Raw genomic sequence first — 25,652 nt, forward strand, 5'->3', positions numbered from 1 at the left:
GGTCAGCGCGACCAGACGCGCTCGGCGGGCGCCGATTCGACGAGGGAGGCGACGGCCCCGCGGTCGATCTTGCCGCTGGCCGTGCGGGGCAGGGCGTCGACGGCGACGATCCTCTGGGGCGACTGGGGGCGCCCGAGCACCTCGCCCACCTCGTCGCGGATCCGCTCGCCGAAGGAGGCCATGGCCTCGCCGCCGTCGGGCATCTCGTCGGGGACGACGACGCCGGTGACGATCTCGCCCCACTTGTCGTCCGGGACGCCGACGACCCACGCCTCGCGGACGCCGTCGACGTCGAGGAGCGCGTCGGCGACCGGCTCGGGCGAGACCGACAGGCCGCCGGAGATGATGACGTCGTCGGCGCGCCCGCGGACCTCGACGTGACCGGAGGCGCGGATCGCGCCGATGTCGCCGGTCATCAGCCACCGCGTCCCGCCCTCGTCGAAGAACGGGGAGTCGGCGTCGAGGTAGCGGGTCATCAGCGTGGGCCCGGCGACGGCCAGGCGGGTCCCGGACTCGGAGTCGACGGCGCGCACGCTGACGCCGGGCAGGGCGAGGCCGTCGTAGACGCAGCCGCCGCAGGTCTCGGTCATCCCGTAGGTCGTGACGACCCGGATGCCGTGGCCGCGGGCGGCGTCGACGAGGTCGGGGTCGATGGCGGAGCCGCCGACGAGCACGGCGGCGAGCGAGGCGAGGGCGGCGCGCACGTCGTCGCCGGCGTCGAGGCAGGCGGCGAGCTGGGTCGGGACGAGGGACAGGTAGGCGGGGACCGAGGGGTCTTCGGTGGCGCCGGCGACGGCGGGCAGGAGGGCCGTCGGGTCGAATCCCTCGGAGCAGTCGACGATTTGGGGGCTGGTCTCGGCGAGGGCGGCGCGCAGGAGGACCATGGCGCCGGCGATGTGGTCGCAGGGCAGGGCGAGGATCCACGTGCCGGGGCCGTCGAGGGCCTTCTCGGTGGCCCTGGCGGAGGCGATGAGGGCGTCGATGGACAGCCCGACGAGGCGGGGGGTGCCGGCGCTGGACCCGGAGGTGGCGATGACGAGGTCGACGCCGTCGAAGAGGCCGGGGTCGTCGAGGCGCTCCTGCATCCCGGGGTAGAGGTCGGCGGGGAAGGCCTCGGCGGGGGTGGTCGCGCTCGAGCGCAGGGTGGCGGGGGGGACGAGGTCGGGGTCGCGCAGGACGACGACGGTGTGGGGGGCGAGGTGGTCGGGGTCGGCGCGGCGCTCCTCCCACAGCTCGACGAGCTTGTGGATCGAGGCGTTGGCCAATGCGACGGCGCCGATCGACGTTCCCCCGGGAACGACCAGGATGCGCGGGGTGGACATGGCGGAACCTCCTCCGGTCCGGCGGGAGCCTCCCGCCGTGCTCCGCACCAGGGTAGGCGCAGGAGGGGCGGCGGTCATCTTCGCGCCGTCGCCGATCTGCCGCCCATCCGTGTCGGCGGACTCCCCCGGGCGGGCCGACGCTCCTGCCGGGCGGGGCGGGGGATGTGGCGGATTCCGCGCCGGCTCGGGGGTGATTGCCTGGCAAGCGTCCGGGGGCGCGACTAGCATGGTGAGCGATGATGAGCACAGTGTCCTCCCCCGTGAAATGGGCCGTCGGCGTCCTCTCCGCCGTCGTCCTGGTCGTCGTCGCCGGGACGGCCGCTTTCGCCGTGAACTACCGGGACAAGGCGCTGCCGGGGACCACTGTCGCCGGCCAGTCGGTCGCGGGCATGACCCGTGACGAGATCGTCGCCTCCCTGCGCGAGAGGATCGACGCCAGTTCCGCGTCGGTCGACGTCGACGGGACCAGGGTCGAGGCCCCCCTGGCCGAGGCGGGCGTCGCGGTGGACGCGGAGGCGACGGCGGACGCCGCTCTCGCCCCCGGCTCCTCCCTCGCCTCGCAGGTGTCCGCTCTGATGTCGCCGCCGGCTGTCGATCCGGTGGTCGTGACCGATGAGGAGGCCGTCGAGGCCTTCGTCGCGCGGATCAACGAGGCCGCAGGGGCCAACGTGCAGAACGCCGCGGTCGTCCCGGGGGGCGACGGCGCCTCGTTCACGGTGACGCCCGCCTCGTCGGGCGCCGGCGTGACCCGCGAGCAGGTCCTCGAGGCGATCACCGCTCAGGCGCGCGCGCTGTCGTCGACCCCCGCCCCTATCACCCCGGTGCCCCTCGACCCGCAGGTCACGACCGAGCAGGCGCAGGAGGCGGCGGATGCCGCGAACGCCCTGGTCGGCCTCGACGTGACGATCACCGACGGCATCGACTCCTTCACGGCGACCGGCGAGGAGAAGGCCTCGTGGGTGGCCCTGCCCGCCGAGGAGGGCGATGGGCTCGCCGAGCCCTCTTTCGACGAGGGCAAGATCGCGGAGTGGATCGCGGCCACCGCCGAGAAGTCGAACGTCGCCCCCGTCAACGGGGTCCACAACGTCAACTCCGCCGGTGAGGTCCTCACCGTCGCCAAGGAGGGCGTGTCCGGCTGGTCGGTGAACAACATCGACGCGGTGACACGGGACGCGGTCGCCGCCCTGACGGCGGGGCAGTCCTATGCCGGCGAGTTCGACTATGACGAGGTCAAGCCCAGCTTCGACACCCGACGGGTCGCCGAGGGCGCGGAGAACCTCGTCTACCAGGCCGGCGAGGGTGAGAAGTGGATCGACCTGGACCTGTCGTCGGCCACGGTCACCGCCTACGTCGGCGGCTCGGTCGCCGGCGGCCCCTACTACATGGTGCCGGGCGATCCTCAGACGCCGACCGTCACCGGCACGTATCGCGTCTACCTCAAGTACGCGTCCCAGACGATGCGCGGGGAGAACGTCGACGGGTCGAAGTACGTGACGCCGGACGTCCCGTGGGTCACCTACTTCACGGGCTCCTACGCGTTCCACGGGGCCCCGTGGCGGTCCTCGTTCGGCTGGTCGGGGCCGGGAGGCTCGCACGGATGCGTCAACATGCCGGTGTCGGCCGCGAAGTTCATCTACGACTGGGCGGACATGGGCACCGTCGTCGTCTCCCACTACTGAGACCAGGGCGCGCGAGGAGCCGGCGATGAGGAAGAGGGCGATCTGGGGAGTCTGCGCCGCCGCGGCGGTCCTCGTCGGCGTCGGCGGCTCGGGGGCCGCCTACTGCGCCCACTACGAGGACCTCGCGCTGCCCGGGACCTCCGTCGCCGGGCAGTCCGTCGCGGGCATGGCCCGGGAAGAGATCGCCGCCTCGGTCTCCCAACGCGCGCAGGGCGCCCGACTGACGGCCCGGGTCGACGGGCGCGAGCGCGACCTGGCCCTGGCCGACCTGGGGGTCGTCGTCGACGCGGAGGCGACGGCCGACGCCGTCCTGGCGGCGAACGCGTCGATCCTCTCGCGCCTGAGCGCCCTGGGCTCGTCCACTGACGTCCCCGTCTCCTTCTCCGTCGACGAGGGCGCCCGCGCGAGGGCCGCGGACGAGCTCGCGCGCCTCGCCGGACCGGCCGTCGTCGAGCCGGGCGTGGCCCCGGCTCCGGACGGCGCCTCGTTCACGACGACCCCCGGCGAACCGGGCACGGCCCTGGTGGACGGGGCCCTCGACGGGGCGATCGACGAGGTCCTGGCAGCCCTCGCGCCCATCGAGGCCGACCTGGGCGTCGAGGAGGCGTCGCCGACGATCACCGACGAGCAGGCCCGGGCGGCGGCCTCGGCCGCGAACGCGCTGATCGCCCCGCAGGTCAGCGTCACCGACGGCATCGACTCCTACGAGGCCTCCGCCGCCGACAAGGTCGCGTGGATCGACGTCCCCGTCGAGGCCGGCGGGCTCGGGAGCCCCGTCGTCGACCCGGACGCCGTCGGGCAGTGGGTGAAGGCCACGGCCGAGGCCACCGACGTCGCCCCGGTCCCGACGATCACGAACGTCGACGCGGCGGGCGCGGCCCTCGTCGAGGCGAGGCCGGGCGTGCGCGGGCTGACGACGAACAACGTCGACGAGGTGCGCGACGGGATCGTCGCCGCCCTCGGCTCGGGGGTCGACTACCGGGGCGATTTCGACTACGACGAGGTGGCGCCGCCGACTCAGACCCGCCCGGCTCTGGCCGGTTATGAGGCCTACGTCTACCCGGCGGCCGAGGGCGAGAAGTGGGTGGACATCGACCTGGGGGCGTCGACCCTGACCGCCTACGAGGGGCACACGGTGGTGCGAGGGCCCGTCGGCATCAACCACGGGGGAGTGGGCCACGAGACGGTGACGGGCACGTACCACGTCTACCTCAAGTACGAGAAGCAGGACATGGGGTGCACCCCCGACTGGCCGTACTGCGCGAAGGACGTCCCGTGGGTCTCGTACTTCACCGGGTCGTACGCGATGCACGGCGCTCCGTGGGTCGGTCGTTTCGGGATCGGGTCGGACGCCTCGTCGCACGGGTGCATCAACATGCCGGTGGACGAGGCCCGGTGGATGCACGACTGGGACGAGATCGGCACGGCCGTCGTCATCCACTACTGACCGACGTCCGGAGCCGCCCCGCCATTTCCCCCGAAAACGAACATTTCCTACCGTATCGGGGCCCTGTTTTTCGTTTTCGAGGGAAATGACGTGTCAGAAAGGCGTCAGTAGTAGACGAACCCGTCCCACCGGGGCGGGCGATGCTCGAGGAACGCGTCGCGGCCCTCCCGGGCCTCGTCCGTCATATACGCCAGGCGCGTCGCCTCGCCGGCGAACACCTGCTGGCCCGCCAGGCCGTCGTCGGCCAGGTTGAAAGCGAACTTGAGCATGCGGATCGCCTGCGGCGACTTCATCGCGACCGTCGCCGCCCACTCCAGCGCCGTCTCCTCCAGCTGGGCGTGGGGGACGGCCCGGTTGACGACGCCCCACCGCTCGGCGGTGGCCGCGTCGTAGCGCTCGGCGAGGAAGAAGATCTCCCGGGCCCGCTTGTCCCCCGCCTGGCGGGCCAGCAGCGCCGACCCATACCCGGCGTCGAATGAGCCAACGTTGGCGTCCGTCTGCATGAACGCCGCGTGCTCAAGGGAGGCGACCGACAGGTCGGCGACGACGTTGAGCGAATGGCCCCCGCCCGCCGCCCACCCGGGGACCGCGGCGATGACGACCTTGCCCATCGTGCGGATCAGCCGCTGGACCTCGAGGATGTGGAGGCGCCCGGCCCGCGCCGGGTCGACCTGCTCGCGCCGCGTCCGGGCGTCCGCGGCCCCGTCGGCGCCCTCGACCTCGTAGCGGTAGCCGTCCTTCCCCCTGACCCGCTGGTCGCCGCCCGAGCAGAACGAATACCCCCCGTCCCGTGCCGACGGGCCGTTACCCGTGAGGACCACGGCGGCGACGTCCCCGGTCAGCCGGGCGTGATCGAGGCACCGGTAGAGCTCGTCGACCGTATGGGGGCGGAAGGCGTTGCGGATGTCGGGCCGGTCGAAGGCGATGCGCACGACCGGCAGGTCCGCGCCCGCCGGCCGCCCGTCGGACTCCCGCCCGCGCGACACCCCCCGGTGGTAGGTGATGTCGGTCAGATCGAAGCCGTCGACCTCCCGCCAGCGCGCCGGATCGAAGGTGTCGGAGACGAAGGGCAGTGCGCTCATGGGCACAGACTACGCGGTGCCCGCGCCCGGTAGGCTCGTCCCCATGACCGACGAGCCCCGTCCCGACTCCCGCCCCGGCCCCCCCGACGACCCCCGCGAATGGGCGTGGTCGGACGCCGTGGCCCTCGCCGGCGCCCCGTCCCCGCGTGCCTCCCGACGGGAAGGGGCGCGCGCGATCCGCCCCGAGCACCTGCGCGAGGCCGCGGCCCTCGCCCACGGGCTCGACGTCCTCGGAGCCCCGGCGGACGACGCCGGCGCGCTCCTGCGCGACGCCCTCTCGGCCGTCCCCCCCGCGGGCGCCGCCATCGTCATGGGCCAGGGCCCGGCCCCGCAGCGGCGGGCCCGGGCCCGCCACTGGCACCGGACCCTGTGGGAATCCGGGTACCCGGTCCGGCTCGTCCGCGCCGACGACGACCTCGCGGATCATCGGATCCTCGTCGTCCCCGAGCCCGCGGACATCGGCCCGGACGCCGCCGACGGGCTCACTCGGGCCGTCGCGGCAGGGGTCCACCTCCTCGTCGAGGGCCCCGTCGAGGGACTCGCCGCCCTCCTCGGAGCCGCTCGCGCCGAGCACGGCAGCGGCCCTCGCGGGGAAGACGGGCCGCGCAGGCCCGACCCCTCCGGCGCCCTCGTCGACCGGATCAGCCGGGGCGTCGCCCCGGAGGCGGGACGCGCCCCCGTGGGCCCGCCCACGGGGCGCCTCCCCCTGAGGGCCGACGACCCGGGGCTCGCGCGCGCCCTCGACCTCATCGCCTCGCCCGCCCCGGCCCCCGCGGCCCTCGACGCCCCCCGGCCCCTCGCACTGGGGGACGGGGCGCGGGTCGTCGCCTCCCTCCCCGGAGCCGATGGGACCGCGCTGCCCGTCGTCACCCGCCGACCCGAGGGGGCGGGCTTCGCGTGGTGCGTCGCCGCCCCGCTCGACGCCGTGACCCGCAGCGCCCTGATCCGCCTCGTCGCCGCCCGCGCCCGCCTTCACCCGACGCGCACGGGACTGCCCGACGGCGTCGAGGCCCAGCAGGTGGGCCGGATCCTCTTCCTCCTCAACCACGGGCCGAGGGCCGTCGAGCTGTCCGGCGTCGAGGGATCCGACCTCCTGTCCGGCGCGGCCTGCACCGGTCACGTCGTCCTCGCCCCCCGATCCGCGATGGCGGTTCTGCGATGAGCGCGCGCCTGACCCGCATCGACCCGGCCCGTCTGCCCGCGCGCACGCGCCGGGTCCTCGACGGCGTCGACGAGATCCTCGTCCACCGCCTCGAGATGACGACCCGCTTCAGGCGCGTGACCTCGCGCGACGGCCTCCTCCTCCACGGGCCCGCCGGCTGGGGCGAGGCCTCGCCCTTCTGGGACTACGGGCCCGAGGAGTCCTCCGCGTGGCTGAGCGCCGCCGTCGACGCCGCCGTCAACGGGTGCCCCGCGCCCCTGCGGCCCCGCGTCGACGTCAATGTGACGATCCCCGTGTGCCCGCCCGACGAGGCGCGCGCCCGCGTGCTCTCCTCCGGGGGGTGCGCCACCGCGAAGATCAAGGTCGCCGACCCCGGTTCGTCGCCGTCCGACGACGTCGCCCGCGTCGAGGCCGTCGCCGACGCCCTGGCCTCCTCGGCCCCCGGGCGCGGGCGGATCCGCGTCGACGCGAACTCCGCGTGGGACGAGGACGAGGCCGTCCGCGCGATCGGGGACCTCGACCGGGCCGCCGCCGCCGTCGGCGGCCTCGAGTACGTCGAGCAGCCGTGCCCCCGGGTCGACGAGCTCGCCGCCGTCCGGCGCCGCGTCGCGCCCCCCATCGCCGCCGACGAGTCGATCCGCCGCGCCGAGGACCCCCTGGCCGTCGCCCGGGCGGGCGCCGCCGACGTCGCCGTCATCAAGGTCGCCCCCCTCGGGGGCCCGGCCCGCGCCCTCGACATCGCCGCCTCGACGGAGCTGCGGGTCGTCGTCTCCTCCGCCCTCGAGTCCTCGGTGGGCCTGGCCGTCGGGGCGATGACCGCCGCCGCCCTGCCGGGCGAGCCCCTGGCCTGCGGCCTGGCCACCGCCCAGCTCCTCGCGGACGACGTCGCCGGGCCGCTGGAGGTCCGCGACGGGTCGATCCCGGCGGCGCCCCTGGCCCCCGACCTTTCGCTCGTCGACCGGGACCCGGTCGCCCCCGGCCTCGTCGCCCGCTGGCTCGGGCGCCTCGACGCGATGTGCGCCCACCTGGACGCGCGGAGGGGGGCGCGATGACCGAGAACCCGTCGATCCTCGTCGCCCGGCTCGTCGTGAGGACCCTCGCGGACTGTGGGGTCCGGGACGTCGTCTACTGCCCCGGGTCCCGCTCGGCCCCCCTGGCCCACGCCCTCGACGAGGCGGTCCGCGGCGGGCGGATCCGCGCCCACGTCCGCCTCGACGAGCGCTCCGCCGCCTTCCTCGCCGTCGGCCTGTCGCGCGGCGCCGGCACGGGGACCCGGCCCGCCCCGGTCGCCGTCGTCACGACGAGCGGGGGCGCCGTCGCCGAGCTCCACGCCGGCATCGCCGAGGCCTCGCACGCGCGCCTGCCGATCATCGCGGTCAGCGCCGACCGGCCCTTCGAGATGCGCGGCGTCGGAGCCTCCCAGACGACCCGGCAGGCCGGGATCTTCGCCGGCCACGTCCGCGACGAGCTCGACGTGCCGGCCGGCCAGGAGGCGGGGCCGCGCCTGGCGGCCCTCGTCGCGCGCCTCGTCGCCGCCGCTCGGGGGTTCCCGACGGGGACGCCCGGCCCGGTCCACCTCAACATCGGCCTGCGCGACCCGCTGACGCCCGCCCCGTCCTCCGAGGGGCCGTCGGGGGCGTGCGCCGACGGCGCGGGAGGGGGCGGCGCACGGGTCCTCGCCTCCGCCCCGACCCCCGTCCCCTGGGAGGAGGCCGTCGACCCCGGCCTGCGCACGGTCGTCGTCGCCGGGGACGGGGACGACCCGGCCGTCGCCCGGTGGGCCGCCGGCAGGCTCCCCGTCCTCGCCGAGCCGACGAGTCGGGCGCGCCGACTCCCCGAGGCGGTGGACCACCAGCAGTCCCTCCTCGTCGGGGCCGCGTGCGCCCAGGGAGTCGAACAGGTCGTCGTCTCGGGCCGTCCGACGCTCTCGCGCGCCGTGTCGGCGCTGCTGGCCCGGGAGGACGTGCGGATCGTCGTCGTCGACCCGTCGTCGCAGTGGACGGATGTCGCGGGGCGGGCCGCGGTGGTCGCGGCCGCGCTCGGGGCCCCCCGCGGTCCGGTCGGCGAGGACGAGGCCGCGTGGCTGGGGGAGTGGCGTCTCGCGTCTCGGCGGGCTCGCGGGGCGGTCGAGGCCCTCATCGACGAGGCGGATGCGGCGGTCCCGACGACCCCGGCCGTCGCCCGGGCCGTCTGGCGCTCGGGGGAGGGCCCACTGCTCCTGGGGGCGTCGTCGTGCGTGCGGGCCGCGGATCTGGCGGCCGTGGGCGATCCGGGTCGCCCGGTCCTGTCGAATCGCGGGCTGGCGGGCATCGACGGGACGGTCGCGACGGCGATCGGCGTGGCGGCGGGGTCGGGAACGCGGGTGACGGCGCTCATGGGCGATCTGACGTTCTTCCACGACGCCGGGGCCCTGGCGGTCCCGACGGACGAGGAGGCGCCGGCCGTCGACCTCGTCGTCGTCGACGACCACGGGGGCTCGATCTTCGCGGGTCTGGAGCATGGGCGCCCGGAGTACGCTCCGGTCTTCGACCGGTGGTTCGCCACTCCGCAGGAGACGTCGGTGGAGGCTCTGGCGGCGGCCCACGGGGCGGAATACGCGAGGGTCGAGTCGATGGGGGCAGTGCGCGAGGCGCTCGTGGGCACGGGTGCCGGGGGCGCACGGGTGATCCATGTGCCCGTCGAGTCCGATCCCGGGCTCGTCGCGGCGATCCGCGACGTCCTCAGGAGGTGATGGGTCCTGGGCGCCGCCGATTCCGGCCGTGGGGAAGGGGACCTCGCGGGTGGGGCGTCCGGGCGCCGATCGCGGGTGGCGGGAGGGGCCGGAGCGTCGGCCGTCCACGGCTATACATTCACAGGTGGCTTACAGTTGACATTCAGTGTTCGACGAATCGAAGGGCCCATGATGGGGGCATCACGCACCGACGCCCGAAAGAAGGAAAGATGAGCGACGAACGCAACGACGAGGCGACCGCGCAGCACGTTCCGGCAGGGGAGGACCGCTCCACCGCAGGCGCGTGGACCGGGACCCCCCGCGTCGCCCCCGCCCCGGAGCCGGCGGACGCTCCCCAGGCGGCCCCGCAGGCCCCCGGCCCCGGGCCCGCGACCAGCCCCTTCCTCCCGCCGGCCGCCACGCCGATCGGCGCGCAGCCCCGGACCGGCGACCCCCTCATGAGCTCCCGGGCGCCGGGCGCCCCCGAGCCCGCAGATGCGCCGCCGGCCGCCGCGCCGAGCGGCCCCTCCGCACGCGGGCCGCAGACGACCCCGCCGGGCCCAACCGGGGCGCCCCAGCAGACCCCGCCCCGCTCCGCCTGGGCGGCCCCGACCTCCTCGCCCCTCGCCGTCGGACCCATCCCGCCGTCCCCCCTCGCCCCGGCCCCCCCGTCGCCGGGCCCCCGCGCCCGCAAGGGCCCCGGATGGGCGGCCTTCACCGCCGGGATGCTCGCCACCGCCCTCGTCTCCGTCGGCGCCTCCTGGGCGATCCTCAACGGCGGGCGCGCGCCCGCCGGAACCGATCGCTCGGCGGCGACCATCGCCCAGACGGTCCCGCCCGTCGCCTCGAACGGCGAGGGCGTCGACTGGCAGACCGTCGCCGCGACCGTGTCCCCCGCGGTCGTCACCATCAACGCCTCGGGGTCGAGCGCCTCGGGCATCGGATCGGGCGCCGTCTACGACGCCGAGGGGCACATCGTCACCAACTACCATGTGATCTCGCCGGCCCTGGGAGGAGGAGCCGTCTCCGTGACCCTCGCCGACGGTCGCATCTACGACGCCGAGATCGTCGGCCACGACCAGGCCACGGACCTGGCCGTCATCCGCCTGATCAACCCGCCCTCCGACCTGGCGGTCGCCTCGTTCGGCTCCTCCGCGGACCTGGCCGTCGGCGAGCAGGTCATGGCGATCGGCGCGCCCCTGGGCCTGTCGAACACGGCGACGACGGGCATCATCTCCGCCCTCAACAGGCCGGTGGAGGTCTCCACGCAGTCGCAGTCCGAGGCCGATCCCAACGACCCCTTCGGGCAGCTCCCCTTCAACCAGCGCGGCCGGGCGACGGCGGACTCGGTGGTGACCAACGCGATCCAGGTCGACGCGTCGATCAACCCCGGCAACTCCGGCGGCCCCCTCTTCGACGCGACCGGAGCCGTCATCGGCATCAACTCGTCGATCGCCTCGATGAGGTCGTCGGAATCCAGTGAGGCCGGATCCATCGGCCTGGGCTTCGCGATCCCGTCGGATCTCGTCGTCTCCGTCACCGACCAGCTCATCGCCTCCGGATCGGTGTCGCACGCGGTCCTCGGAGTGTCGATCACCACCGGGCAGGTCGAGATCGACGGCGACACGAAGGCGGGGGCCCTGGTGACCGAACTGGTGCCCGACGGGGCCGCCAGCGCGGGCGGGATCGAGGCCGGCGACACGATCATCGCGGTCGACGGCCAGGAGGTCTCCTCGGGCAAGCAGCTCACCGGCTACATCCGCCGCTACCGCAGCGGCGACGAGGCGACGATCGCCTACGTGCGCGACGGCGTCGAGCGGGAGGCGACCGTGACCCTCCGGGCCAAGGAGTAGCCCCTGCGGCTCGCCGGGCTCCTACAGGCCCAGGGCCTCCAGGAGCGGGGACATCTTCGCCCGCGTCTCGGCGAGCTCCGCCGCGGGATCCGAGTCCGGCATGATCCCCCCGCCCGCGAAGACCCGCAGGGCGCGGCCCCCCTCCTCGAGCATCCCGCAGCGCAGCGCCAGCGCGAACTCGGCGTCGCCCGCCGCGTCGACCCATCCCACCGGCCCCGAGTAGCGCCCGCGCTCGGTGCGCTCGAACTCGCGCAGGAGGGCGAGCGCCGCCTCGCGGGGGGTCCCGCACACGGCCGCCGTCGGATGCAGGGCCGCGAGGGCGTCGAAGACGCCCGACCCGTCCAGGCGCGCCTCGACGTCGGTCGCCAGGTGAGTGACATTGGGCAGGTCGAGGACGAAGGGCTCGTCGGGCACCGACAGGTCCGCGGCGAGGGGCCCGAGGGCCTCGGCGACCGAGGCGACCGCCAGGGCGTGCTCGCGACGATCCTTCGACGACGCCATGAGCCGCGGGCCCTCCCCCGGGGAGATCGTCCCGGCCAGGACGCGCGAGCGCAGGCGGTCCCCCTCGCAGGAGGCGAGCATCTCCGGGGTCGCGCCGACCAGGCCCGCGACGACGAACCGCCACGTCGCCGGGTAGAGGGCGGACAGGCGCTCGACGAGGAGCCGCGGATCGATCGGCGAATCGGCGCGCACGACCATGTCCCGGGTCATCACCGCCTTGAGGGCCTCTCCGACCCGCAGCCGAGCCGCGACCGCGCCCACCGAGGCGGTCCACTCCTCCTGCGTCATCCGACCGGTCCCCGTGCGCAGGCCGGTCGGGGCGACCGGACGATCCCCCCGGGAGCGGCGCGCGGCGTCCCGGGCGGCCTCGAGGGGGTCGCCGGCCGAGCCGGGCGAGCAGACGACCGCCCACCTGCCCCGGTCGCCCTCGACGACGAGGAACTCGGGGACCAGCAGGACGGATTCGGAGTCGTCGCAGAAGGCGAAGGAGGCGAAGCCGATCGGCAGGGCGAGCGGGGACCCGGCCTCGACGCGGGCCGAGGAGCGCAGCCGGTCCCACTCCCGCCCCGCCCGGTCGATCGACCCGGGGCCCGACACGGCGATCGTCGCGGCCCGGCCCGAGCCGACGAATCGGCGCCTGCCGCCCAACCAGACGACCGGCTCGTCGTCGCCCGCGAGGAAGGACAGGAGGGGGAGGCGGCCCAGATCGGAATCGGCGGGGATGCGCGCGGCGCGCACGTCGAGGCTCAGGGGGGTCGCAGGCATGGGCCCCATCGTAGTTCGCCCGGGTACGGGCGCGCCCCGCCCGGGGCGTGCGAGGATACCCGTATGACTGATGCCTCGAACAGCGCCCCTCGCGCCGACCTCACCAAATCGACGAGCGACGTCGCCTCGATGTTCGACCGCGTCGCCGAGCGCTACGACCTCATGGACCACCTGATGACCGGCGGGATGGACCGCGTGTGGACGGCGGCCCTGCGCCGGGCCGTAGCCCCCAGGCCCGGCGAGCGCATCCTCGACCTGGCGGCCGGCACCGGCGCGTCGTCGGCGGCCCTGGCCGCCGGCGGGGCCGAGGTCGTCGCCTGCGACCTGTCCGCCGGCATGATCGAGGTCGGGCGCGCCCGGCACCCGGACATCGAGTTCGTCCAGGGCGACGCCCTCGACCTCGACTTCGAGGAGGCCTCCTTCGACGCGGTGACCATCTCCTACGGGCTGCGCAACATCCCCGACCCCGCGCGGGCGCTGCGCGAGATGGCCCGGGTCGTGCGGCCTCGCGGGCGCCTCGTCGTCTGCGAGTTCTCCACCCCGCCGAACGCCCTCTTCCGATCGATGTACGAGGCCTACCAGTCGACCGTCCTGCCGGTGATGGCCCGCCTGGCGTCGTCGAACGACGCCGCCTACGACTACCTCGTCGAATCGATCCGCGACTGGCCCGATCAGGAGGAGGTCGGCCGCCTCATCGCCGACAACGGATGGGACGAGGTCGAATACCGCAACTTGACCGGTGGGATCGTCGCCCTCCACCGGGCGCGCAAACCCCTGCCCTGACAGGGAGGACCGCGATCGCGCCGCCGGACCCCTCGGGGCCCGGCGGCAGCGTATTTAGCCTAATTCGCGCTTGCGCAAATTCCCCTGCAAGGGTCTCCTCATATATCTCGTGATCCGCGCAAAACCGGGCGAATGTCATTCGTGCAGGAGCCGATTCGCCAAACGGCTACTGTGTGCAACCGGGTCGCGGTGCCGTGCACGCCGCTCCCATACGCACACCAGCGCAGTCAGTCCCAGCCTGCGCCCCACACGGGAGGAAACCAGTGGCCGATGACCTCGCCGGAGAGGTGAGCGCCGACGTCGTCGTCGTGGGCGCAGGCCCCGCCGGATCCTCGACCGCCTACCACCTGGCCTCCCTCGGCGCCGACGTCCTCCTCCTCGACAAGGCCGAATTCCCTCGCGACAAGATCTGCGGCGACGGCCTGACCCCCGCGGCCGTCCACGAACTCATCCTCATGGGGGTCGACACCGGCTCGTGGACGCGCAATCGCGGCCTGACCGTCATCGGCGGCGGGCACACCGTCACCATGGACTGGCCCGACCAGAAGTCCCTGCCCGGATACGGACTGACCCGCGCGCGCGCCAGCCTCGACGAGACCCTCGCCCGCCGCGCCCAAGCGGCCGGCGCCCGCCTCCACGAGGGCGTCACCGTCACCGGCGCCCTGACCGATGCCTCGGGCAGGGTCACCGGAGTCGTCGCCCGCCGCGGCCGCGGCCCCCACGCCACCGAGATCACGGCGCGCGCCCGCTTCGTCGTCGACGCCGGGGGAGTGGCCGCCCGACTGGCGACCTCCCTCGGCATCGAGAAGGCCCCCTCGCGGCCCATGGGCGTCGCCGCCCGCGCCTACTTCCACTCTCCGCGCGGCGACGAGGAGTACATGGAGTCCCATCTCGAACTGTGGAGCGGGGCCCCCGGCGCCTCCGACCTCCTGCCCGGATACGGATGGATCTTCCCCATGGGCGACGGCGTCGTCAACGTCGGCCTGGGATCCGTGTCCTCCACCGCCAACGCGACTGCCCTGCCCTACAAGCAGGTCTTCGAGCAGTGGACCGCGAACCTGCCCGAAGAATGGGGATTCACCCCCGACAACCGCATCGGCGCCCTGCGATCGGCCGCCCTGCCGATGAGCTTCAACCGCACCCCCCACTACGCCTGCGGCCTCGTCCTCGTCGGCGACGCCGGCGGCATGGTCTCCCCCTTCAACGGCGAGGGCATCGCCCCCGGGCTCAAGGCAGGCCGCTACGCCGCCGACTGCATCGCCCAGGCCCTCGCGCGCCCCACCCGCGCCGGCGCCGACCGCGCCATGAGCGCCTACCCCCAGATGCTCCGCGACGAGTACGGCGGCTACTACCAGCTCGGCCGCATCTTCGTCGCCCTCATCGAGAACCCGAGGATCATGCGGCTGTGCACCTACCACGGGCTGCCCATCCCCCGCCTGATGACCCTCGTCCACAAGCTCTTGTCCGACGGCTACGAGAGATCCGGGGGCGACATCGACGACCGCCTCATCACCGCGCTGTCGAAGATGGTGCCCGCCGTATGAGCGCCCGCTCCGATCGATCCTGGGAGGGACGATGACGAATCCGTATTTCCCGCTGCTCATCATGGCCGCCGCCGCCGCCGTGCTGGCCTTCGCGGGCCTGGGCGCCTCGGCGATCCTCGGCCCGACGAAGAAGTCGAGGACCAAGGCGGACAACTACGAGTGCGGCATCGAGCCCACCTCCGGCCACCTCCACGACGGGCGATTCCCCGTGCGCTACTACCTCGTCGCCATGACCTTCATCGTCTTCGACATCGAGGTCGTCTTCATGTACCCGTGGGCCGTCGCCTTCGACCAGGTCGGCCTCTTCGGACTCGTCGCCATGCTGACGTTCATCGCCCTCATCACCGTCCCCTACGTCTACGAGTGGCGCCGCGGCGGCCTGGACTACTGAGAGAACTGAGGAGACACACCATGGGACTCGAAGAAGCACTGCCCGCCGGCATCGCCCTGACCAGCGTCGAGAAGGTCCTCGGCCTGGCCCGCAAGTACAGCCAATGGCCCGTCACCATGGGCCTGGCCTGCTGCGCCATCGAGATGATGGCCGCGGGCACCCCCCGATTCGACATGGCGCGCTTCGGCCTCGAGGTCTTCCGCGCCTCCCCTCGCCACTCGGACATGATGATCGTCTCCGGCCGCGTCTCCCACAAGATGGCCCCCGTCATCCGGCGCGTCTACGACTCCATGCCCGAGCCCAAATGGGTGATCTCCATGGGGGCGTGCGCCTCGTCGGGCGGCATGTTCAACAACTACGCGATCGTCCAGGGCTGCGACCACATCGTCCCCGTCGACGTCTACCTGCCCGGCTGCCCGCCCCGGCCCGAGGCCCTGATCCACGCCGTCCTCGTCCTGCGCGAGCAGATCGGCAAGGAGCCCCTGGGCGCCCACCGCCGCGAGATCGCGCGCCGGGCCGAGCAGGCCGCCCTCGAAGCCACGCCGACCCACCGGATGAAGGGACTCCTCGCATGAGCGACGAGATCGAGACCGCACGCGAAGGGGCCGCCGGCCGGGCCTTCGCCGCACCCGAGCCCATCGCCCGCCGTCAGGGGCTGTTCGGCGCCTCCCAGGGGTCCGACACCACGGGCTTCGGCGGGCTCGTCACCGAGGCATTCCTGCCCGGCGAGGCCGCCCGCCCCTACGGGGGCTGGTACGACACCGTCGTCGACGTCCTCGAGGAGCTCCTCGCCGCCGACGGCCTCGACCCCGCCGACGTCATCGAGAAGGTCGTCATCGACCGCGACCAGCTGACGATCTTCATCGTCCGCGAGCACATCGCCCGCGTCGCCCTCCACCTGCGCGACGACCCGGACCTGCGCTTCGAGCTGTGCCTGGGCACCAACGGCGTCCACTACCCGGCCGACGCCGGGCGCGAGCTCCACGCGATCTACCCGCTGATGTCGATCACCCACAACCGCGTGATCCGCCTCGAGGTCGCCTGCCCCGACGCCGACCCGCACATCCCGACGATCGTCCCCGTCTACCCCGCCAACGACTGGCAGGAGCGCGAGACCTGGGACCTCCTCGGCATCGTCTTCGACGGCCATCCGTCGCTGACCCGCACCGCGATGCCCGACGACTGGGTCGGCCACCCCCAGCGCAAGGACTACCCGCTCGGCGGCGTGCCCGTCGAGTTCAAGGGAGCCACCGTCCCGCCCGCCGACATCCGGAGGTCGTACAACTGATGAGCACCCCGAACCTCCACGCGGCCGCCTCGGCCGCCGGCCTCGGCATCGACGACCTCCCCGAGGTCCTCGCCCAGGGCGGCGACTGGTCCGACGTCCTCGCCGAGATCGAGAAGATCACCAACGAGCGCATCGTCGTCAACCTCGGCCCCGTCCACCCGGCCACCCACGGCGTCCTGCGCCTGATCCTCGAACTCGACGGGGAGCTCGTCCGCGAGATGCGCGTCGACACCGGCTACCTCCACACCGGCATCGAGAAGACCATGGAGCACCGGACCTGGACCCAGGGCGTCACCCTGTGCACCCGCATGGACTACGTTGCCCCCCTCTTCCAGGAAGCCGCCTACTGCCTGGGCGTCGAGAAACTCCTGGGCATCACCGACGACGTCCCCGAGCGGGCCAGCCTGATCCGCGTCCTCGTCATGGAGCTGTGCCGCATCGCCTCCCACCTCGTCGCCATCGGCTCGACCGGCAACGAGATGGGCGCGACGACGATCATGACGATCGGCTTCCGCGGCCGCGAGGAGATCCTGCGGATCCTCGAGCGCATCACCGGCCTGCGCATGAACCACGCGTACATCCGCCCCGGCGGCGTCGCCCAGGACATCGGCGAGGGCACCACCGGCTACATCCGCGAGCGGCTCGCGCTGTGCCGCCGCGACATCGGCGAGCTCCAGGACCTCACTCAGGAGAACCCGATCTTCAAGAAGCGCCTGTGCGACGTGGCCGTCATGCCGCTGTCGGCCCTCATGGCGCTGGGCACCACCGGGCCGGGCGTGCGCGCCGCCGGCCTGCCCCTCGACATGCGCAAGACCCAGCCGTACTGCGGGTACGAGGACTTCGAGTTCGATATCCCCACGCGCGCCCATTCCGACGTGTACACCCGCACGATGATCCGCTTCGACGAGTGCTACGAGTCCCTGCGGATCATCGACCAGGTGCTGCGCCGCCTCGACGCCTGCGAGGGCGCCCCCGTCATGGTCGCCGACCCGGCGATCGCCTGGCCCGCGCAGCTGTCGGTTGCCGCCGACGGCCAGGGCAACTCCCTCGACCACATCTCCGAGATCATGGGACGGTCGATGGAATCCCTCATCCACCACTTCAAGCTCGTCACCGAGGGCTTCAGGGTCCCGGCGGGCCAGGTGTACCAGACCGTCGAGCACGCCAAGGGGGTCCTCGGCGTCCACCTCGTCTCCGACGGCGGGACCCGCCCGTTCCGCGCCCACTTCCGCGATCCGTCCTTCGCGAACCTGCAATCCCTGGCCATGATGACCGAGGGCGGCCAACTGGCCGACGTGGTCGTTTCCCTGGCCGCCATCGACCCGGTCCTGGGAGGCGTCGACCGATGACATACCCCGCTGACGTGGAGGCTCGCCTGCGGGCCGACTCCGCCGAGATCATCAGCCGCTACCCGACGGGCCACGCCCGCTCGGCGATGCTGCCGATGCTCCACCTCGTCCAGTCCGTCGACGGCTACGTGAGCCCCGACGGCATCGCCCTCATCGCCGACGTCCTCGACCTGCCGCGCGCCGAGATCAGCGCCGTGGCGACCTTCTACACCCAGTACAAGCGCCACCCCACCGGCGACTACCTCGTCGGCGTGTGCACGAACGCCCTGTGCGCCGTCATGGGCGGCGACGACATCTGGGAGGCGGTCTCCGAGCGCGTCGGCGTCGGCTCCGACGAGACGAGCGAGTCCGGGCGCATCACCCTCGAGCGCATCGAGTGCAACGCCGCCTGCGACTACGCGCCCGTCGTCATGGTCAACTGGGAGTTCTTCGACAACCAGACGCCGGAGTCGGCCCTCGCCCTCGTCGACGACATCGAGGCCGGCAGGCCCGTCCACCCCACGCGCGGGCCGGACGTCGCCCCGACGTTCAAGGAGAACGAGCGGACCCTCGCCGGCTTCCTCGACGGGCACGAGCACGAGGGCCCCTCCGCCGGGGCCCCCACCGTCCTCGGGCGGCGCATCGCCGACGAGCGCGGCTGGACCGAACCGGTGGCCGTCGCCGGCTCCGAGAACGAGACGAATGGAGGCGACCAGGCATGACGACCTACGCCGCACCCGGGATCCTCACCCCGGTCGTCACCCGCGGATGGGGCGACGACCGCTCGTGGACCCTCGAGTCGTACCTGTCGCGAGGCGGCTACGAGGGCCTGAAGAAGGCCAACGCCATGGCCCCCGCCGACATCGTCGAGGCCGTCAAGGCCTCCGGCCTGCGCGGGCGCGGCGGCGCGGGCTTCCCCACCGGCCTCAAATGGTCCTTCCTGCCGCCCGACGACGGCCTGCCCCGCTACCTCGTCGTCAACGCCGACGAGTCCGAGCCGGGCACCTGCAAGGACATCCCGACGATCATGGCGGACCCGCACGTCCTCGTCGAGGGCGTGGCGATCACGAGCCGGGCCATCAACTGCGCCCACGCGTTCATCTACCTGCGCGGCGAGGTCGCCCACGTGTACCGGCGCCTCCTGAGCGCCATCCGGGAGGCCGAGGACGCGGGCCTGCTCGGCGGATTGCGGATCACCGCCCACGCGGGCGCCGGCGCCTACATCTGCGGCGAGGAGTCCGCGCTCCTCGACTCCCTGGAGGGGCGCCGCGGGCATCCGCGCATGAAGCCCCCGTTCCCCGCGGTCGCCGGCCTGTACGCGCGCCCGACCGTCGTCAACAACGTCGAGTCGATCTGCCAGGTGTCGGGGATCTTCCGCAACTCGGTCGAGTGGTACGCGTCGATGGGCACGGAGAAGTCGAAAGGGCACGGGATCTTCTCCGTGTCCGGCCACGTCAACACCCCCGGCCAGTTCGAGGCGCCCTTCGGCATCACCATGCGCCAGCTCATCGACCTGGCCGGCGGGATCCGCGACGGGCACCGCCTGAAGTTCTGGACCCCCGGCGGCTCGTCGACGCCCCTGTTCACCGAGGCGGAGCTCGACACGCCCCTGGACTACGAGTCCGTGGGCGCCGCCGGATCGATGCTGGCGACCCGCGCCCTCCAGGTGTTCGACGAGACGACCTCCGTCGTGCGCGTCATCGCCCGCTGGTCGGAGTTCTACCAGCACGAGTCGTGCGGCAAGTGCACGCCGTGCCGCGAGGGCACCTACTGGATCAAGCAGATCATGTTCCGCCTGGAGAAGGGGCAGGGCCTGCCCGGCGACGTCGACCTGCTCGACGAGATCGCCCACAACATCGCCGGGCGCAGCTTCTGCCCCCTGGGGGACGCGGCGGCGACTCCGATCATGTCCGGCATCATGCGCTTCCGCGACGAGTTCGAGGCGGGCCTGACGACGCCGGCCCGCGAGCTCTTCCCCTACGAGGCGTCCACCGTCTACGCGCGAGGAGGTGTCCGATGAGCGACGCTCCCGCGATGGTCGACGTCACCATCGACGACGTCCAGGTGAGCGTTCCCGCGGGAACCCTCGTCATCCGAGCGGCCGAGAAGGCCGGGATCCGCATCCCGCGCTTCTGCGACCACCCGCTCCTGGCCCCGGTGGGGGCCTGCCGCCAATGCCTCGTCGAGGTCGGCATGCCCGACCGCACCACCGGGGAGCTGCGCTTCATGCCCAAGCCGCAGGCCTCGTGCTCGCAGGCCGTCAGCCCCGGCATGGTCGTCAAGACCCAGCGCACCTCCGAGGTCGCGGCCACCGCCCAGCGCGGCGTCATGGAGTTCCTCCTCATCAACCACCCGCTCGACTGCCCGATCTGCGACAAGGGCGGCGAATGCCCCCTGCAGAACCAGGCGATGACGGACGGGCGCGCGACCTCGCGCTTCGCCGACGCCAAGCGCACGTACCGCAAGCCCCTCCAGCTGACCTCCCAGATCCTCCTCGACCGCGACCGGTGCATCCTGTGCCAGCGGTGCGTGCGCTTCGGCAAGGAGATCTCCGGCGACGTGTTCATCGACTTGCAAGGGCGCGGCGGCGGCACCGCCCCGACCGACGACCACTACTTCATGGCCGAGCAGATCGGCGGCTTCGACACGTCGACCCTCGACTTCCACGACCCCAAGGGCAAGGGCATGGGGGACGCGGGGATCTCCGGCCCCTACGGCGAGTCCGGGATCCTCGGGTCGGTCAACGAGGGCGAGCTGACCGAGGCCGACCGGGACGTCACCGGGCGGGCCTTCGCCTCCTACTTCTCGGGCAACATCATCCAGATCTGCCCGGTGGGCGCCCTGACGGCCGCCTCGTACCGCTTCCGGGCCCGGCCCTTCGACCTCGTGTCCACCCCGTCGGTCACCGAGCACGACGCGTCGGGTAGCGCGATCCGCGTCGACATCCGCCGCGGCGAGGTTGTCCGCCGGATGGCCGGCAACGATCCGGAGGTCAACGAGGAGTGGATCACCGACAAGGACCGCTTCGCCTTCGAGTGGCACGGCGTCGACCGCCTGCGCACGCCCCTGGTGCGCGAGGACGGCGAGCTCGTCCCGACCTCCTGGTCGGATGCGCTGGACCGGGCGCGCCGCGGGATCGAGGCGGCGTCGGGCCGCGTCGGGTTCCTCCCCGGCGGCCGGCTGACCTTCGAGGACGCGTGGGCGTGGGGCAAGTTCGCGCGCGGCATCGTCGGCTCCGACTCGATCGACGCCCGCGGGCGCGCTCACAGCGAGGAGGAGCGCTCGTTCCTCGCCTCGCGCGTGGCCGGGTCGGGCCTGGGCGTCACCTACGCGGACCTGGAGTCCGCCGGGCGGGTCCTCCTCGTGGCCCTCGAGCCCGAGGACGAGTGCGGCGCGGTCTTCCTGCGCCTGCGCAAGGGCGTGCGCGCCGGGTCGGCGCGCGTCGCCTCTGTCGCCCCCTTCACCTCCGCCGGGTCGCGCAAGCTCGGCGCCCAGATCCTGCGCGCCGCGCCCGGCACGGAGGTCGAGGTCGTCTCCTCGATCGCCGAGGGCGCGGAGAACGCGGGGCTCGCCGAGGACCTCGCCGGAGGCGTGATCCTCGTCGGAGAGCGCGCCGCGCGCGCCCCTGGGCTGCTCAGCGCCGTCGCGGCCCTCGCGGACCGCACGGGCGCGCGCCTCCAGTGGGTGCCGCGCCGCTGCGGCGACCGCGCCGCCGTCGAGGCTGGCCTCCTGCCGGGCCTGCTGCCCTTCGGTCGGGACCTGGCCGACGAGGCCGCGCGGGCCTCCCTCGGGTGGGACCGGGTGCCCGACGAGCGGGGCCTGGACGCCTCGCAGATGATCGAGGGCGCCCTGTCGGGCGCGGTCGACGCCCTCGTCGTCGGCGGCGTCGACGTGCGCGACTTCGACGACCCGCAGCGGGTCCTCGCCGGCCTCGACGCGGTCCCGTTCCTCGTGTCCCTGGAGGTCCGTCCCTCGCAGATCACCGACCGGGCGGACGTCGTCCTGCCGGTCGCGCCGGCCCTGGAGAAGAACGGGACGTTCATCGACTGGGAGGGGCGCCTGCGCCCCTTCGGGCAGGCGATCGCCTCACGCGCCCTCACCGACCGCGAGGCCCTGTCGCGCCTGGCCGCCGAGTTCGGCGCCGACCTGGGCGTCGCCACGCTGACGGACCTGTACGACGAGGTCAACCCCCTGATGGAGTGGCGCGGGGCCCGCGAGGCCTTCGTCCCCGTCGACGCCCCGGCCCCGACCCCGGTCGGCCCCGACCAGGCCGTCCTGGCGACCCACAAGCCGATGCTCGACGCCGGGATCCTCCAGGACGGCGCCCAGTGGCTCGCGGGCTCGGCCCGCCGCCCGGTCGCCCTCGTCTCCGAGTCGACGCTGGCCGCCGTCGGGGGGCGAGTCGACGAGACGCTCGTCCTGTCCACCGAGCGCGGGTCGATCGCGCTGCCCGCCGCCGTCGCCGACCTGCCCGACCACGTCGTGTGGGTGCCCGAGTGCTCGGCCGGCTCCCTCGTCCACTGCGAGCTCGGCGCCTCGGGCGCCGTCGTCGCCCTCAGCGCCACAGGGGAGGTGGCCCGATGAATCTCCTGGCCCTCGCGGTGCCCGACTACGCGGCATCGGACTTCTCGGAGGAGACCTGGTGGCTGACGCTCATCAAGGCCGTCTTCATCATCGTCTACCTCATCGTCAACGTCCTCATCGCCCTGTGGGTCGAGCGGCGCGGCCTCGGCAGGATGCAGACGCGCCCCGGCCCCAACGTCGCCGGACCCCTGGGGCTCTTCCAGGCGTTCGCCGACGCCGGCAAGCTTCTCTTCAAGGAGGACATGTGGACGCGCGGCGCCGACAAGTTCCTCTACTTCCTCGCCCCGGCGATCTCCGCGTTCTGCGCCTTCAGCATCTTCGCGGTGATCCCCATGGGGCCGAACGTCCAGGTGTTCGGCCGATCGACCCCCCTGCAACTGGCGGACATGCCGGTCGCGGCCCTGTACATCCTGGCGATCGCGTCGCTGGGCATCTACGGGATCGTCCTGGGCGGCTGGTCGACCCGGTCGACCCTGCCCCTGTACGGCGCCGTGCGCTCCTCCGCCCAGGTGATCTCCTACGAGCTGGCGATGGGCCTGTCCCTCGTGTCGGTCTTCCTCATGTCGGGGACGATGTCGACCTCGCAGATCGTCGCCGCCCAGGGGCGCGTGTGGTGGGCGTTCGCCCTGATCCCCGCGTTCGTCATCTACTGCATCAGCGCCTGCGGAGAGGTCAACCGCCTCCCCTTCGACCTCCCCGAGGCCGAGGGCGAGCTTGTCGCCGGGCACATGGTCGAGTACTCGTCGATGAAGTTCGGCTGGTACTACCTGTCCGAGTACGTCAACATGCTCAACGTCTCGGCCATCGCGACGACGATGTTCTTCGGCGGCTGGCACGCGCCCTGGCCGATCTCCCACATCGAGTTCCTCAACTCCGGCTGGTGGGGGATGCTGTGGTTCTTCCTCAAGATGTGGTTCTTCATGATGCTGATGATCTGGACCCGGGCGACGCTCCTGCGCTTCCGCTACGACCAGTTCATGAGCCTGGGGTGGAAGTGGCTCATGCCGATCGCCCTCGTCTGGCTCGTCATGGTCGCCGTCGTCCGCGGCCTGACCGCGTGGGTCGAGATCTCCCTGCCGGTCATGGGCGGCGTCGTCCTCGCCGTGTTCCTCCTCGTCCTGGCCGTCCTGTGGCTCACGGACTCGCCGGAGCCCGAGCCGACGGATCCCGCCGACGAGGAGTACACGGGCTTCGCCGACGGGTTCCCCGTCCCGCCGCTGCCGGGCCAGCTGCCCGTCCAGTCCCCGCGCGCCGCGCGCGCCGCACCCGTGACGGTCGCGACCGCCGTCATCGAGGAGGGAAACGATGAGTAAGAAGACGACCGACCCGGATGCGCAGATGCGATTCGAGCACGACCCGAAGGGGCCGATCGGCGAGTTCTTCGCCCCGATCGCCGGCTTCGGCGTCACCCTCTCGTCGTTCTTCCGCCCGACCGTCACCGAGCAGTACCCGCGCGAGCCCGCCCGGGTCCAGCCCCGCTTCCACGGGCGCCACCAGCTCAACCGCTACGCCGACGGGCTGGAGAAGTGCATCGGTTGCGAGCTGTGCGCGTGGGCGTGCCCCGCGGACGCGATCCTCGTCGAGGCCGCGTCGAACACCCCGGACGCCCAGTACTCGCCGGGCGAGAGGTTCGGCAACGTCTACCAGATCAACTACCTGCGCTGCATCTTCTGCGGCATGTGCATCGAGGCCTGCCCGACGCGCGCCCTGACGATGGGCAACGACTTCGAGCTGGCCGAGTACACGCGGGCCGACGACATCTACGAGAAGCAGGACCTCCTCGTGCCCCTGGCCGAGGGGATGCTGTCGACGCCCCACCCGATGGCCGAGGGCCTGAGCGACGGGGACTACTACCGCGGCGCCGTCGCCGGCCCGACCGCCGCCCAGGTCGACTGGGTGCGCTCGCGCCGGCCGGACGACCCGACCCTAGAGGCCGCCGCGGCAGCCGCGCGCGCCGAGGAGGCGAACCGATGAATCTTGTGGGTACATGGCCCGAGATGGCCTCCACCGGGGAGGCCGTGCTCTTCGCGGGCACGGGGATCTTCATGGTCGCCTGCGCCCTCGGCGTCCTCCTCTTCAGGAAGGCCGCCTACGCGGCTCTGTCCATGGTCGGCGTCATGCTCGGCCTGGCCGTCCTCTACCTCGCCCAGGACGCCCCGTTCCTCGGGGTCGTCCAGATCGTCGTCTACACCGGCGCGATCATGATCCTCTTCCTCTTCGTCATCATGATGATCGGCCTGGGGGCCACCGACGACTACGCCCGCCAGGGCCGCGAGAAGATCGTCGCCGCCTGCCTGGCGGGCCTCGGCCTGGCCGTGGCCCTGGCCACCGCCGTGGGGCGCGCGGTCGTCGGCGACGAGGCCGGCTACGCCACGGACCCGTACTCCGACGAGCCGATCACCGACCTGGCCGTCGCCCTGTTCTCCGAGCACTGGCTGGCCATCGAGGCCGCCGCCGTCCTGCTCGTCACCGCCGCTGTCGGGGCGATGCTCCTGACCCACTCGGACCGCCTCGGCCCGCGCCTGACCCAACTGGAGGTCGCCAAGGCGAAGATGCGGGCCTTCGAGACGCAGGGGCGCCGCATCGGGCAGCTGCCCGCGCCCGGCGTCTACGCGCGCACGAACGCCGCCGACGTGCCGGCGATCTCCGGCGAGACCCTCGCCCCCATCGAGGAGTCCGTCCCGCGCGTCCTGCGCGTGCGCGGCCTCGAACGCACGATCGCCCAGGTCGATCGCGACGTCGCCCAGTCCCTCATGCTCGCCCGCGCCGACGAGACGATCGACTCGCCCTTCGCCCTCGAGGCCTCCGCGGCGATCCCCCAGTCCGGAGCCTGGGGCATGCCCGGGCCCGCCGCCCCCACCGGCCTCGACCAGCCGACGGCCCCCGCCCAGAACCAGGAGGAGGAGAAGTGAGTCTGGCCTGGTACCTCATCCTCGCGGGAGTGATCTTCTCGATCGGCGCGACCATCGTCGTCGTCCGCCGCTCCGCGATCATCTCCCTCATGGGCGTCGAGCTCATGCTCAACTCGGCGAATCTCGTCTTCGTCACCTTCGCCCGGATCCTCGGCGACGTCAGCGGCCAGATCATGGCGTTCTTCGTCATGATCGTCGCCGCCGCTGAGGTCGTCGTCGGCCTGGCCATCATCGTGTCCATCTTCAGGTCGCGCGCCACGACGAGCGTCGACGACGCGACCCTGCTCAAGCACTGAGGGAG

At 73.1% G+C, this 25,652-nt stretch carries 22 protein-coding genes; 19 read left to right on the forward strand and 3 right to left on the reverse strand.

The features are described 5' to 3' along the window. Nucleotides 1–2 precede the first annotated feature (2 nt). Nucleotides 3–1,322, reverse strand: coding sequence for an AMP-binding protein (locus M3T53_RS07365; protein ID WP_272433853.1), 1,320 nt, complete (start codon nt 1,320–1,322; stop codon nt 3–5). 236 nt (nt 1,323–1,558) lie between these two features. Between M3T53_RS07365 and M3T53_RS07370 the strand changes: the two genes are divergently transcribed. Continuing rightward, nucleotides 1,559–3,001: a L,D-transpeptidase family protein gene (locus tag M3T53_RS07370; protein ID WP_272433854.1), complete on the forward strand. Its 1,443-nt coding sequence runs from the start codon at nt 1,559–1,561 to the stop codon at nt 2,999–3,001. Nucleotides 3,002–3,026: 25 nt separating this feature from the next. After that, nucleotides 3,027–4,448, forward strand: a complete 1,422-nt coding sequence (locus M3T53_RS07375) for a L,D-transpeptidase family protein (RefSeq protein WP_272433855.1) — start codon at nt 3,027–3,029, stop codon at nt 4,446–4,448. 104 nt (nt 4,449–4,552) lie between these two features. On the opposite strand, the gene M3T53_RS07380 is transcribed toward M3T53_RS07375, so the two are convergent. Continuing rightward, nucleotides 4,553–5,530, reverse strand: a complete 978-nt coding sequence (locus M3T53_RS07380; protein ID WP_272433857.1) for a 1,4-dihydroxy-2-naphthoyl-CoA synthase — start codon at nt 5,528–5,530, stop codon at nt 4,553–4,555. Nucleotides 5,531–5,573: 43 nt separating this feature from the next. On the opposite strand from M3T53_RS07380, the gene M3T53_RS07385 reads away from it, so the two are divergent. From M3T53_RS07385 to M3T53_RS07400, 4 genes are all read left to right on the forward strand, one after another. Next, complete coding sequence (locus M3T53_RS07385; protein ID WP_272433858.1) at nt 5,574–6,692, forward strand: hypothetical protein; 1,119 nt, start codon at nt 5,574–5,576, stop codon at nt 6,690–6,692. Further along, entirely contained in the window at nt 6,689–7,744 is a 1,056-nt protein-coding gene (locus M3T53_RS07390) for an o-succinylbenzoate synthase (protein ID WP_272433859.1), read from the forward strand. The genes M3T53_RS07385 and M3T53_RS07390 overlap by 4 nt, the downstream gene beginning before the upstream one ends. Further along, the gene (menD, locus tag M3T53_RS07395) at nt 7,741–9,423 is read left to right on the forward strand and encodes a 2-succinyl-5-enolpyruvyl-6-hydroxy-3-cyclohexene-1-carboxylic-acid synthase (RefSeq protein ID WP_272433860.1); all 1,683 of its coding nucleotides are present in this window, start codon (nt 7,741–7,743) and stop codon (nt 9,421–9,423) included. The genes M3T53_RS07390 and menD overlap by 4 nt, the downstream gene beginning before the upstream one ends. Nucleotides 9,424–9,632: 209 nt before the next feature. Beyond that, nucleotides 9,633–11,255, forward strand: coding sequence for a S1C family serine protease (locus M3T53_RS07400; RefSeq protein WP_272433861.1), 1,623 nt, complete (start codon nt 9,633–9,635; stop codon nt 11,253–11,255). Between the two features lie 21 nt (nt 11,256–11,276). Here the strand turns inward: M3T53_RS07400 and M3T53_RS07405 are convergent, their stop codons facing one another. Continuing rightward, entirely contained in the window at nt 11,277–12,521 is a 1,245-nt protein-coding gene (locus tag M3T53_RS07405; RefSeq protein ID WP_272433862.1) for an isochorismate synthase, read from the reverse strand. Nucleotides 12,522–12,584: 63 nt separating this feature from the next. Between M3T53_RS07405 and M3T53_RS07410 the strand changes: the two genes are divergently transcribed. From M3T53_RS07410 to nuoK, 13 genes are all read left to right on the forward strand, one after another. Beyond that, nucleotides 12,585–13,304, forward strand: a complete 720-nt coding sequence (locus M3T53_RS07410; RefSeq protein WP_272433863.1) for a class I SAM-dependent methyltransferase — start codon at nt 12,585–12,587, stop codon at nt 13,302–13,304. Between the two features lie 263 nt (nt 13,305–13,567). Further along, entirely contained in the window at nt 13,568–14,848 is a 1,281-nt protein-coding gene (locus M3T53_RS07415; protein WP_272433864.1) for a geranylgeranyl reductase family protein, read from the forward strand. A gap of 31 nt (nt 14,849–14,879) precedes the next feature. Beyond that, a complete protein-coding gene (locus M3T53_RS07420; protein WP_272433865.1) occupies nt 14,880–15,239 on the forward strand; it encodes an NADH-quinone oxidoreductase subunit A in 360 nt (119 codons plus the stop codon). 20 nt (nt 15,240–15,259) lie between these two features. Further along, entirely contained in the window at nt 15,260–15,814 is a 555-nt protein-coding gene (locus M3T53_RS07425) for an NADH-quinone oxidoreductase subunit B (protein WP_272433866.1), read from the forward strand. Further along, nucleotides 15,811–16,527 (forward strand): NADH-quinone oxidoreductase subunit C, encoded by a 717-nt coding sequence (locus M3T53_RS07430; RefSeq protein ID WP_272433867.1) that lies wholly within the window; start codon nt 15,811–15,813, stop codon nt 16,525–16,527. The genes M3T53_RS07425 and M3T53_RS07430 overlap by 4 nt, the downstream gene beginning before the upstream one ends. Continuing rightward, nucleotides 16,527–17,876 carry an NADH-quinone oxidoreductase subunit D gene (locus tag M3T53_RS07435; protein WP_272433868.1) on the forward strand — a complete coding sequence of 450 codons (1,350 nt, stop codon included), beginning with the start codon at nt 16,527–16,529 and terminating at the stop codon, nt 17,874–17,876. The genes M3T53_RS07430 and M3T53_RS07435 overlap by 1 nt, the downstream gene beginning before the upstream one ends. Then, nucleotides 17,873–18,577, forward strand: a complete 705-nt coding sequence (gene nuoE, locus M3T53_RS07440; protein ID WP_272433869.1) for an NADH-quinone oxidoreductase subunit NuoE — start codon at nt 17,873–17,875, stop codon at nt 18,575–18,577. The genes M3T53_RS07435 and nuoE overlap by 4 nt, the downstream gene beginning before the upstream one ends. Beyond that, nucleotides 18,574–19,875, forward strand: coding sequence for an NADH-quinone oxidoreductase subunit NuoF (gene nuoF / locus M3T53_RS07445; RefSeq protein WP_272433870.1), 1,302 nt, complete (start codon nt 18,574–18,576; stop codon nt 19,873–19,875). The genes nuoE and nuoF overlap by 4 nt, the downstream gene beginning before the upstream one ends. Continuing rightward, nucleotides 19,872–22,439, forward strand: coding sequence for an NADH-quinone oxidoreductase subunit G (locus M3T53_RS07450; protein WP_272433871.1), 2,568 nt, complete (start codon nt 19,872–19,874; stop codon nt 22,437–22,439). Before nuoF ends, M3T53_RS07450 begins: the two co-directional genes overlap by 4 nt. Next, nucleotides 22,436–23,752 (forward strand): NADH-quinone oxidoreductase subunit NuoH, encoded by a 1,317-nt coding sequence (gene nuoH, locus M3T53_RS07455; protein ID WP_272433872.1) that lies wholly within the window; start codon nt 22,436–22,438, stop codon nt 23,750–23,752. The genes M3T53_RS07450 and nuoH overlap by 4 nt, the downstream gene beginning before the upstream one ends. Next, a complete protein-coding gene (gene nuoI, locus M3T53_RS07460; RefSeq protein ID WP_272433873.1) occupies nt 23,745–24,413 on the forward strand; it encodes an NADH-quinone oxidoreductase subunit NuoI in 669 nt (222 codons plus the stop codon). The genes nuoH and nuoI overlap by 8 nt, the downstream gene beginning before the upstream one ends. Next, nucleotides 24,410–25,351, forward strand: coding sequence for an NADH-quinone oxidoreductase subunit J (locus M3T53_RS07465; protein ID WP_272433874.1), 942 nt, complete (start codon nt 24,410–24,412; stop codon nt 25,349–25,351). Before nuoI ends, M3T53_RS07465 begins: the two co-directional genes overlap by 4 nt. Then, the gene (nuoK, locus tag M3T53_RS07470) at nt 25,348–25,647 is read left to right on the forward strand and encodes an NADH-quinone oxidoreductase subunit NuoK (protein WP_272433875.1); all 300 of its coding nucleotides are present in this window, start codon (nt 25,348–25,350) and stop codon (nt 25,645–25,647) included. Before M3T53_RS07465 ends, nuoK begins: the two co-directional genes overlap by 4 nt. The last annotated feature ends 5 nt before the right edge of the window (nt 25,648–25,652 follow it).

The sequence above is a fragment of the Actinomyces sp. B33 genome (genome assembly GCF_028437565.1).
In the GTDB taxonomy this organism is placed as follows: domain Bacteria; phylum Actinomycetota; class Actinomycetes; order Actinomycetales; family Actinomycetaceae; genus Pauljensenia.